The organism is Gluconacetobacter takamatsuzukensis, from assembly GCF_014174275.1.
Taxonomy (GTDB): domain Bacteria; phylum Pseudomonadota; class Alphaproteobacteria; order Acetobacterales; family Acetobacteraceae; genus Gluconacetobacter; species Gluconacetobacter takamatsuzukensis.
Genome location: NZ_JABEQK010000001.1, coordinates 487,005 through 497,589, shown reverse-complemented (window position 1 = coordinate 497,589; position 10,585 = coordinate 487,005). Strand labels below are relative to the sequence as shown.

Annotated in this window: 11 protein-coding genes and 1 riboswitch; of the genes, 7 read left to right on the top strand and 4 right to left on the bottom strand. The window is 67.4% G+C overall.

Going from position 1 to position 10,585, the window contains the following annotated elements; translation table 11 throughout:
* Positions 1-3: 3 nt before the first annotated feature.
* A riboswitch (cobalamin riboswitch) is annotated at positions 4-223 on the bottom strand.
* A 181-nt stretch (positions 224-404) separates the two neighbouring features.
* A complete protein-coding gene (locus HLH27_RS02245) occupies positions 405-1,022 on the top strand; it encodes a histidine phosphatase family protein (protein WP_182947436.1) in 618 nt (205 codons plus the stop codon).
* On the opposite strand, the gene HLH27_RS02240 is transcribed toward HLH27_RS02245, so the two are convergent.
* Entirely contained in the window at positions 973-2,298 is a 1,326-nt protein-coding gene (locus HLH27_RS02240; protein ID WP_246375377.1) for an Nramp family divalent metal transporter, read from the bottom strand. The genes HLH27_RS02245 and HLH27_RS02240 overlap by 50 nt on opposite strands.
* Before the next feature lie 256 nt (positions 2,299-2,554).
* On the opposite strand from HLH27_RS02240, the gene HLH27_RS02235 reads away from it, so the two are divergent.
* The 5 genes from HLH27_RS02235 (at position 2,555) to HLH27_RS02215 (ending at position 6,693) form a co-directional block, all read left to right on the top strand.
* Positions 2,555-3,007 carry a hypothetical protein gene (locus HLH27_RS02235; RefSeq protein ID WP_182947434.1) on the top strand — a complete coding sequence of 151 codons (453 nt, stop codon included), beginning with the start codon at positions 2,555-2,557 and terminating at the stop codon, positions 3,005-3,007.
* A gap of 354 nt (positions 3,008-3,361) precedes the next feature.
* A complete protein-coding gene (locus tag HLH27_RS02230; protein WP_114726625.1) occupies positions 3,362-3,601 on the top strand; it encodes a FeoA family protein in 240 nt (79 codons plus the stop codon).
* 16 nt (positions 3,602-3,617) lie between these two features.
* A complete protein-coding gene (gene feoB / locus HLH27_RS02225; protein ID WP_182947433.1) occupies positions 3,618-5,462 on the top strand; it encodes a ferrous iron transport protein B in 1,845 nt (614 codons plus the stop codon).
* Entirely contained in the window at positions 5,459-5,698 is a 240-nt protein-coding gene (locus tag HLH27_RS02220; protein WP_182947432.1) for a DUF6587 family protein, read from the top strand. Before feoB ends, HLH27_RS02220 begins: the two co-directional genes overlap by 4 nt.
* Before the next feature lie 86 nt (positions 5,699-5,784).
* A complete protein-coding gene (locus HLH27_RS02215; RefSeq protein ID WP_182947431.1) occupies positions 5,785-6,693 on the top strand; it encodes a delta(1)-pyrroline-2-carboxylate reductase family protein in 909 nt (302 codons plus the stop codon).
* A 16-nt stretch (positions 6,694-6,709) separates the two neighbouring features.
* Here the strand turns inward: HLH27_RS02215 and HLH27_RS02210 are convergent, their stop codons facing one another.
* The 3 genes from HLH27_RS02210 to HLH27_RS02200 all read right to left on the bottom strand — a co-directional run bounded on the left by HLH27_RS02210 (position 6,710) and on the right by HLH27_RS02200 (position 9,518).
* The gene (locus HLH27_RS02210) at positions 6,710-8,122 is read right to left on the bottom strand and encodes a cryptochrome/photolyase family protein (RefSeq protein WP_182947523.1); all 1,413 of its coding nucleotides are present in this window, start codon (positions 8,120-8,122) and stop codon (positions 6,710-6,712) included.
* A 49-nt stretch (positions 8,123-8,171) separates the two neighbouring features.
* Positions 8,172-8,381, bottom strand: a complete 210-nt coding sequence (locus tag HLH27_RS02205; protein ID WP_182947430.1) for a hypothetical protein — start codon at positions 8,379-8,381, stop codon at positions 8,172-8,174.
* Positions 8,382-8,543: 162 nt separating this feature from the next.
* On the bottom strand, positions 8,544-9,518 hold the full coding sequence (locus HLH27_RS02200) for an NAD(P)H-dependent flavin oxidoreductase (protein ID WP_220790225.1): 975 nt from the start codon (positions 9,516-9,518) through the stop codon (positions 8,544-8,546).
* A 257-nt stretch (positions 9,519-9,775) separates the two neighbouring features.
* On the opposite strand from HLH27_RS02200, the gene HLH27_RS02195 reads away from it, so the two are divergent.
* A complete protein-coding gene (locus HLH27_RS02195; RefSeq protein WP_246375322.1) occupies positions 9,776-10,549 on the top strand; it encodes a TetR/AcrR family transcriptional regulator in 774 nt (257 codons plus the stop codon).
* The last annotated feature ends 36 nt before the right edge of the window (positions 10,550-10,585 follow it).

Sequence of the window (10,585 nt, the reverse complement as noted above, 5' to 3'; positions counted from 1 at the left end):
CGGTCGCAACCAGTGCTGACGGCAGGTCTCCTGGCTCGCGGTTGTCGTCCCGCATGGCCTTCCCGGGTCGAACGAAACCCCAGTGGCCCCGGGCCATGACGCCCGGCGATGCGTGAACATGCCGCCTACAGTTGCGGGGACAGCCACAGGCTTGGGCCTCGCGACCCGCACTGTGTTCCCTTTTAATCCTCATTAACGAGGAACCATCGCGCCCTTCATAGAATCTGCGCCTTCCCTGTCAAGAAAAACGCACGCGCTCAAGCAATAAAACCCTTACCCCAGCCGGAACAGGCGCGCCCCACGCCCCGATCCGGGGCACGCAACGTTTCCGCGAAACCAGCCCGTCCAGCGGCATTGTTTCTTTTCCCTTGATCGCAGGCCCCCGATCCCGATTGATCGCGGACATGACCCTCCCTCCCGCCGATCCGGCCGCCAGCCGTTCCCTGCTTCTGGCCCGTCACCCGCCCGTGGCAATGCCCCCCGGCACCTGTTACGGCCGGCTGGACGTCGCCCTGCGCCCGGGGTGGGAGGCCTATGCCGACGGGCTGGCGGTGCTGGCGCGCGGTGCCGCAATCCGCGTGCTCCACAGCGCACCGGCCGCCCGCTGCCGCATGGTCGCCGCACGGCTGGCCGGCGCGACCGGCCTGGAATTGCGGATCGACCCCCGCCTGGCGGAACTGGATTTCGGCATCTGGGAGGGCCGCCCGTGGGCGGAGATCGATCGCACCGCCCTCGATCGCTGGGCGGCGGACCCCGAGGATTTCGCACCCCCAGGCGGCGAGAGCGGCGCCGCCCTGCGCCGGCGCACCCTGTCCTTCTGGACCAACCTGCTGCACGCGGGCCAGCCGGCCGGCGTCATCGCCCATGGCGGCCCGCTGCGGCTGCTCTGGGCCCTCGCGCGCGGCCAGGTGCCCGATCTCCTCGCCGCCCCGCCCCCACAGGGCGGCGCCGGCCTGTTCGCGCTGCCGGCGGTCAGCCCGCCAGCACATCCCACAGCAGCTTGCCGTTCAGCCCCAGGATAACCAGCGCCACCGCCCAGGACAGGCCGGCAACCGGGCGGGAAATGGCAAAGGGCCCCATCATCCGCCGGTCGGACACAAACCAGACCAGCGGAGTGACGGCAAACGGCAATTGCAGCGACAGCACCACCTGGCTGAACACCAGCAGCCGGTCGACGCCCGAATCGCCATACAGCGCCGTCACCACCACGACCGGGACGATGGCCAGCCCCCGCGTGACCAGCCTCCGCGCCCAGGGCGGCAGGCGCAGATCCAGGAACCCCTCCATCACGATCTGCCCGGCCAGGGTCCCGGTCACGGTCGAATTCATCCCTGCCGCCAGCAGCGCCACGGCAAACAGCGTCGCGGCCGCCCCCAGCCCCAGCAGGGGCGAGATCAGGCGCCACGCCTGCCCGATATCGGCCACGTCCCGATGCCCGCTCTCATGAAAGGCGACAGCGGCCACGATCAGGATCGCGGCATTGACGAAAAACGCCATCATCAGTGCCAGCGTGCTGTCCCAGGTGGCCCAGCGGATGGCATCCCGCCGCCCGGCCTCCGACCGCTCATAGGCCCGGCTCTGCACGATCGAGGAATGCAGGTACAGATTATGCGGCATCACCGTCGCCCCGATGATGCCGATGGCAACATACAGCATCCCGGGGTCGGTCAGGATCGCCGGCCGGGGCACCAGCCCTCGCAGCACCGCCGCCACGGGCGGGGCGGCGGCCACGATCTGGATCGCGAAACACACCGCGATCACGCTCAGCAGCCCGATCACGAAGGCCTCCAGCACGCGGAACCCCCGATTCACCAGCATCAGCACCACCGCCGCGTCCAGCGCCGTGATCACCGCGCCGGGCAACAAGGGAATACCGAACAGCAATTGCAGCGCGATGGCGGTGCCGATAACCTCGGCCAGGTCGCAGGCAATGATCGCGGCCTCGCACGCCACCCACAGCACCACGGCCACCCACGGCGCAAACCGGTCCCGACAGGCCTGCGCCAGGTCGCGGCCGGTAGCGATCCCCAGCCGCGCCGACAAAGCCTGCAACAGGATGGCCATCAGGTTGGACAGCATGACGACCGACAGCAGCGTGTAGCCGAACGCCGAACCGCCGGCGAGGTCGGTTGCCCAGTTGCCGGGGTCCATATAGCCGACCGAAACCATGTAGCCCGGCCCAAGGAACGCCAGCAGCCGCCGCCACCCGGCAGCCCCCGCCGGAATCCGGATCGAGCCGCTGATATCGGCCAGGCCGGGTGCCGATCCCGCACGCCCCCTGCCGCCATCCTCTTTCATGCCGATGGACGCATCCGCGCCGGAAGAACGATCAGACATCGATGGGAACGCCCTCCGCCGGAAACGGGATTACGGACCGCCTGCGGCCCCAGCCTAGGGCCAGACACCAGAAATATGCAACATGCTATATGATGTGGCCCAGGCAATGCGACAGCCCGCCGGCCCAAGGATGCATCAGGCACATTGTAAAATCCGTGAGATCGGTCTTGAGTGAGGAGCCGCCGACCGGCACGCACCCTGTCGAGGAGGATGCAGCGTGAAGAAAATCCTGTCCGCCGGACTGTCTCTCTACGCCCTGGGCCTCCATGCGGCGGTTTGCGCAACGCCCGACCCGGCAGCCATGACGACCGGGCACGTCACCTTCATGATGAAGGAGATCGGAGTCGGCGCGGGCTACACCTGGGGCACCGGGCAACTGGTCTATGCCGGCCGCTCCTACGACTTCACGATTTCCGGCGGTGGGCTGGGCAGCGTCGGCTATTCGCACATCCAGGGCCACGGCACCGTCCGCAACCTCGCCCGCCTGCAGGATTTCGACGGCACCTACTGGGCGGTGCAGGCCGAGGCGACGATGGGCAAGGGCCTGGGCAGCAAGCTGATGGAAAACAACCACCAGGTGGATATCGATCTCACGGCCGCCACCGCCAGCGGCGCCCGCCTCTCGGCCGAAGCCATGCGCATCACCCTCCACCTCCGCCCCCCCATCTGAGAGCGTGGCCGGGAATGCGCGCGGGTGGCGATCCGGCGCGCATTTCCTGTGCTTCGGTGCTCACGGCCATCAAGGCCGCTCCGCTCCGATGCCCGGAAACACACGACGGGCGCAGCCCTTCGGGCTGCTCTCGCTCACCAGCCCCCATTTCCGGTCACGCTCTGCGAGGCAACAGGCTGTTTCATAAGCCGTTCCCGTGACCTTTCCCCCCTCCTGCTTCCCGATCTCACGGTCGCCGCATGGCCCCCCATGCGGCCCCGAGCGGGTGGAATGCAGCCGGCACAATGGACATCGGCACGCTTAAATATTAAGTATTATTCTCAACTGAACCTGAAGTGCCGAAACGGATCCGGGATGCGACTGAACGAACTGAAACTGGGGGGCAGCGCCATCATCGACCATGTGGAAGACCACACGGCCGGCGACCCGGTGGCCGAGCGGCTGCGCGCCCTGGGTTTCGTGCCGGGCGAACCCATCCGCATCGTCGCCGTGGGGCCGATCGGCGCGGACCCGATCGCGGTCGGCATCGGCTTCACCCGTTTCGCCCTGCGCCGCGCGGAAGCGGCGCGCGTCCTGCTGCGCGACGCGGCCTGACCCCCGGGCCCGTGGCATGAGCGTACTCAACGCCGCCCTGGTCGGCAATCCGAACTGCGGCAAGACGGCCCTGTTCAACCTCCTGACCGGCAGCCGGCAGAAGGTGGCGAACTATGCCGGCGTCACGGTCGAACGCAAGGTCGGGCGGCTGACCACCCCCAACGGGCTGGCGGTGCGCCTGCTCGACCTGCCGGGCGCCTACAGCCTGGTCGCCACCAGCCCCGACGAAGCCGTGACCCGCGACGTCTGCGCCGGCACCTATCGCGGCGAACCGGCGCCGGAACTGCTGGTCTGCGTGGTGGACGCCACCAACCTGCGCCTGCACCTGCGCTTCGCGCTCGAAGTCCGGCAGATGGGCCGGCCGATGATCCTCGTGCTGAACATGATCGACGCGGCGAAGCGCCAGGGCATCGCCATCGACGTGCCGCGCCTGTCCGCCGAATTCGGCGCCCCCGTGGTCACGGCGGTCGGCATCCGCCGCGACGGCGGCCAGCAACTCCTGCAAGCCCTCGACCTGCCGCCCCCGCCGCCGCCGGCCGCCCTGCCCCCGGGCAGCGATTTCCATGCCGAGGCCCGGCGCATCCTGGCCGACTGCGTCACCCGCCCCTCGCGGCTGGGCCTGGCGCTGGAAGAACGTCTGGACCGCTGGTTCCTCCACCCCGTCTGGGGGATGGTGATCCTGTTCGCCCTGATGTTCGTCATGTTCCAGGCGGTCTTCTCCTGGGCCCAGCCGGTGATGGACCTGCTGGATGCCGGCACGGCGGCGCTGGGCCAGGCGGTCGGCGCCGTGCTGCCCGACGGCGCCCTGCGCAGCCTGATCGTCGATGGCGTCATCGCCGGCGCGGGCAGCGTGGTGGTGTTCCTGCCGCAGATCCTGATCCTGTTCCTGTGGATCCTGGCGCTGGAGGAATCGGGCTACCTGCCCCGCGCCGCCTTCCTGCTGGACCGGATCATGGCCACGGCAGGGCTGAGCGGCCGGTCGTTCATCCCCCTTCTGTCCAGCTTCGCCTGCGCGGTGCCGGGCATCATGGCCACCCGCACGATCCAGAACCCGCGCGACCGGATGATCACGATCCTGATCGCCCCGCTCATGACATGCTCCGCCCGGCTGCCGGTCTATACGCTGCTGATCGCGGCCTTCGTCCCCGAACGCCGGGTCGCCGGCCTGTTCAACCTGCACGGGCTGGTACTGTTCGCGCTCTACATGGCCGGCATCCTCAGCGCGCTCGTGGTGGCACGGGTGCTGAAGAACCGCGACAGGCAGGAGGAACATCCCCTGCTGCTGGAACTGCCGGCCTACCGGCTGCCCAATCCGCGCGACCTCGCGCTGGGGTTGAAGCAGCGGGCCGTGATCTTCCTGTCCCGCGTGGGCTCGATCATCGTCACGGTCAGCGTGCTGCTCTGGGCGCTCGCCAGCTTCCCCGCCCCGCCGGCCGGCGCCGTCGGCCCCGCGATCGAATGGAGCCTGGCCGGCCGGATCGGGCACTGGATGCTCTATGTCATGGCCCCGATCGGCTTCAACTGGCAGATCTGCGTCAGCCTGATCCCCGGCCTGGCAGCGCGCGAGGTCGCGGTCAGCGCCCTGGCCACCGTCTATTCCCTGGGCGCCGCCGACAGCGACGCCGCCAGCCAGCTCCTGCCGCTGCTCTCGGCACACTGGAGCCTCGGCACGGCCCTGTCGCTGCTGACATGGTACATCTTCGCGCCACAATGTTTTTCCACCCTGGCGGTGATCCGGCGTGAGACCGGGTCCTGGCGCATGGTCGGCATAACGGCAGGCTACCTGTTCGCCATGGCCTACGGCGCCGCCTTCATCACCTGGCACATCTCGCTTCTTCTCGGTTGGGGGGGCAGTCCATGATCGAAACCATCGTCATCGTCGCCATCGTCACCGCCTCAGCGCTCTACTGGGTGCGCCGGCTGGTGCCCGCCAGCCAGGGCATGTTCTGGCGCACCAGCGCCGACATGCTGCGCGTGGTCCACGCCCCCCGCGCCCTGCGCGACCGGGCCACGCAACGCGCCCGACAGGGGCAAAAACGCCCCACCGGCTGCGGCGCCTGCACCAAATGCGGCCCCGGCGACAGCGGCTGCCACTAGGCGCCTGACCGGACACGCGGAAACCGACATTGCCACTGCCGGAACGGCGAGATACGTTTTTATCCCGAACCGATCCAGGGGCTCCGATGCAGATCTTCACGGCCGGGCAGACCGCCGACCTCCTTCCGTTCCCCGAACTGGTCGATATCCTGCGCGATGTCGTGCGGGATTACGCCGCCGGCGATATCCTTTCCCCGGAACGGATGGTCATCGACACGGCGGATGCCGGCGGCCACCTGCTCTGCATGCCGTCCGTCGCCCCCGACATCATGGCAACCAAGCTGATCACGATCTTTCACGGCAACCGCGCGCTGCCCGTGATCCAGGGCCAGGTCACGTGCTGCGACGCCCGCGACGGCGCCTTCCTCTTCACCCTCGACGGGCCCGAAACCACAGGGCGCCGCACCGCCGCGATGTCGATGCTGGCCATCCGCCTGCTCCATCGCACCGCACCGCGCCACGTCCTGGTCATCGGTGCCGGCACGCAGGCCAAGGGCCATGTCCACGCCCTGCGGGCCCTCCACCCCGAGGCCACCATCCGCATCCGCGGCCGCAAACCGGCTGCGGTAGCCGCCCTGTGCACCGCGCTGGACCCGACAGGCCACCATGTCCGCCCCGAAGCCCCCGGCGACGCCGAGGCCGCCGACATAATCATCACCACTACCAGCAGCCACCAGATCGTCTATGACGCCGCCCCACGCCCCGGCCGCCTGGTCATCGGCGTCGGCGCCTACCGACCGGAAATGATCGAGATCGGCCCGAACCTGGTCCTGAACAGCCGCCTCTTCGTCGACGACCCGATCGGCGCACCCTCCGAAGCCGGCGACCTGATCCAGGCCGGCGTGGACTGGCAGACCGTCCACCCGCTGGCCACGGCGATCGACACCCCTCCGCCCCCCGACATGCCGGTCCTCTTCAAATCGGTCGGCTGCGCGGCGTGGGATCTGGCAGCCTGCCGCCTCGCCCGCCGCCGCCTGGCAGAGGGCGCAGCCTAAGAACCCGCCAACGGCCCTACTCTTCCTCTTCCACGGGCCCGCGCAACCCACGCCACGCGGACAAGGCCCGTTCTCGCGCCGCCTCATGCCCCACGATCGGCGCCGGATAGCCCGCAGCCCCCCCGGCCAGCCACGGCGTATGGATCTGCCCATCCGCCAGCCCCGCCAGCTCCGGCACCCAGGCGCGGATATAGGCGCCGGACGGGTCGAATTTGCGCGACTGGATCAGCGGATTCATCATCCGGAAAAAGGGCGCGGCCTCCACGCCTGTCCCCGCGACCCATTGCCAGTTCATACCGTTGCTGGCCGGGTCGTAATCGACCAGCGTGCGCGCGAACCAGCGCTCCCCCTCCCGCCAGTCGATCAACAGATGCTTCACCAGGAACGAGGCCGCCACCATGCGCACGCGGTTATGCATCCACCCCGTCCGCCATAACTGGCGCATGCCGGCATCCACCAGCGGGTAGCCGGTCCGCCCACGCGCCCACGCCTGCAACCCGTCCCGATCGCGGCGCCACGGCATGGCGTCGAATTCCGGACGCAGATTGCGCGAAGCCAGCTCAGGACGCGTGAACAGCACCGACCACGCAAACTCCCGCCAGCCCAGCTCCGCCATGAATTTCGCCAGACCACCCGATGGAGGCCGCGCCACAGCTGCCTCCCGGATCTGCGCGGGCGTGACATGCCCCCAGCGCAGGAAAGGCGAGAGGCAGGAAGTCGCCGGCCGCGCCGGGAAATCCCGATCCCGCGCGTATTCCTCCAGCGGCCCGTCCAGAAACCGCGCCAGCGCCGCCTGTGCCGATTCCTCGTCAGGCCGCCAGGCCGCCTCCAGCCCGTCCGTCCAGCCGGTCGCCCGCATCTCCCGCCCAATGGCGCCGGCATCCACCATCGGCGGCAGGCAGCCCGGATCCGGCGCGGCAAACGCAATCGTCCGCGGAGCCGGCAACGGCGACCGTTCATGCCCCATCTGGCAGGCCGCGCGCCAATAGGCGCCAAAGACGTGATAGGGCTGCCCGGTCCGGGTCCGGACCGTCCACGGCTCATGCAGCAGCGCGCCGGAAAAGCTCTGCACCGGCGTTCCCCCCGCCTTCAGCAGGGCCTTCAGCCGCGTATCGGTCTCCCGCCCCTCGGGATCGTAGCGCCGGTTCCAGAACACCGCCCGCGCCCCGGTTGCGGCAACCAGCGCCGGCAGAACCTGCATCGCGGGCCCATCGAAGACATGCAGTCCCCCGCCACGCTGCCGCAGGGCCGCATCGAACAGCTCCAGTGCCCGCCCCAGCCACCAGCGCGCCGCAACCTGGTCAGCCGCTCCCTCCAGAATATGGATGCACAGCACCGGCGCCCCGGTTTCCACCGCCGCCGTCAGCGCCGCATTGTCCGCCAGACGAAAATCATGGCGAAACCAGACAATCACCGGAGATGTCACGATAACCCGATCCTTTCGGGCGGTCAGCGCCCACAGGATCGGATACCAGCCTCTACAAGGCTTTCAAACCCGTATCGATCTTCTCCAGCACCTCGTCCGTCATCACGCCCCCCGAAAATTTCGCCAACGTCTTCAGGGACAGGCCCTTCGCCATCCCGATCTGCGGATGTTTCGAAAAACCGGGCAGAACGCCCTCGACCACCCCCTTGGCCTGCTCATCGGCCAGAATCTCGCGAACGGTCGAGTTGATGGAAAACGACATATCAGGCACCTTTCAGACAATATCGATCACAATATGGCTCCGTTCTCTCCGGAAAAAAGAGAACCGGAAAACTTTCCAACGTCACACCCCTGGGCCGGACGCAGACGGAACAACGCCCCGCCAACCAAGATGAAACAGGCTTCACGCCGAAATTCGTCCATCCTATCCGCGAACATTCGGATCGCCTCCCTCCAACAGCCGGCTTTCTTCCGCCAGAAGGGCAAGCGCATCCCGATATTCCCGCCGCAACCGGGCGATCAGAATCGCCGCCGGCACAACGGCATCGACGGCGCCGATCCCCTGCCCCGCTCCCCAGATATCCCGCCACGCCTTCGTCCCTCCACCGGAGAAACTCGCCACATCCATCCGCGAAGGATCGGACAAGGCAAGGTCATCGGGATCCAGACCGGCCGCGCGAATGCTGGGGGCCAGATAATTGCCGTGCACGCCGGTAAACAGATTGGAATAGACGATGTCGCCGGCAGATGATTCCACGATCATCTTCTTGTAGCGCGGATCGGCCGCCGCTTCCTCCGTCGCAATGAACGCCGATCCGATATAGGCCAGATCGGCCCCGAGCGCCCGGGCGGCGGCGATCGCGCGGCCGTTCGCGATGGCACCCGAGAGCGCGAGCGGCCCATCGAACCAAGACCGGATTTCCTGCACCAGCGCAAAGGGCGATTGCGTTCCCGCATGCCCCCCCGCCCCGGCGGCAACCGCGATCAACCCGTCGGCCCCACGGGCCACCGCCTTGCGCGCGAAATCATTGGTGGTCACGTCATGAAGGACAATACCGCCATAGGCATGCACCGCATCATTCACCTCGGGCCGCGCGCCCAGCGACGTAATGACAATGGGCACCTTGTACCGGACCACCAGCGCCAGATCCTCCTCCAGCCTGGCATTGCTGCGATGGACGATCAGATTCACGGCAAACGGCGCGTCCCCTTCGGTCAGGGACGATGTCAGCCGCTCCAGCCATTCCTCCAGAACCGATGCCGGTCGTGCATTCAGCGAGGGAATCGACCCCACCACTCCGGCCCGGCAACAGGCCAGGACAAGCTCGACCGTCGAGACAAGGAACATCGGCGCGACGATGGCCGGCAATGCCAGCCTCCCCCGAAACGATACCGGCATGGACACGGCCCCCTCCCTTCCCGTCATGCGCCTGCCACCGGCAGCCACACCCGAAATTCTAACATTTGTTAGCCTTTAACTACTCCACGATCCATCCCCCCGTCGAGGCGCAAACGCACACCCTTCCATCACGGATGGTTGAGGGCACAAATCCTTATAAGGCCAACGGAAAATGACAAATATCCCCTCAAATCCTGTAGGCTTCCGCAAGCAGGGCCGACAGGCCAGAGACAACCAGAGTCCGGAACCGACCAGGAATGACGTCATCCCGCACGCCGAAAAGAAAAACCCGGACACAGGCCAAGGGGGCCGTTCTCTCCGCCATGCGCACGGCCCCCGCCAGTCCGAATGGCGACGAAACCGGGGCGCAGGCCGAACGGCGGCAGGAGATCCTCGAGGTCGCCGCCCAGCTTTTCTCCGAGCGCGGCTACAAGGCCACCTCGATCCGCCAGATCGCCGACGCTGTCGGCATGATGGCCGGATCGCTTTATTATCATATCCAGTCGAAGGAATCCCTCTTCGTAGAAATCCACAACCGCGCGCTCGATGCCGCGGCCAGCCGGATCTTCTCGGCCATCGCGCCCCATACCGCTCCCTGGGCCAGGCTCGAAGCCGCATGCACCGAATTGCTGGATATCCAGCTCAGCCTGACATCCATCACCCTTCCGCTGATGAACAGCATCATCTCGGCACCGCCGGACGTGCGCAGCGCGCTGATCAAGAAGCGTGATGAATTCGAGGCGATCTTCCGCAACATCATCGACGACCTGCCGCTTCCGGCAACGATCGATCGTGATATCTACCGTATCCTGCTGCTGCGCGTCCTCAACACCGCGAGCGACTGGTACCGCAGCGGCCGCATGTCGCATGATCAGATCGCATATCAGATCTTCACAATCTTTAAACACCAGGCCGAAGCGGAAGCCGACAGGCGCGCCGCGCCCACATCGGCCAAAACCCGCAGCCGAGCCGCCGCCCCGGTCAAGGCCAGGACACCGAACCGGCACCCCGGAGACATGAAATCACCATGAAGGGAATCCCATTCATCCGGAAGCCAGGCACCCGCC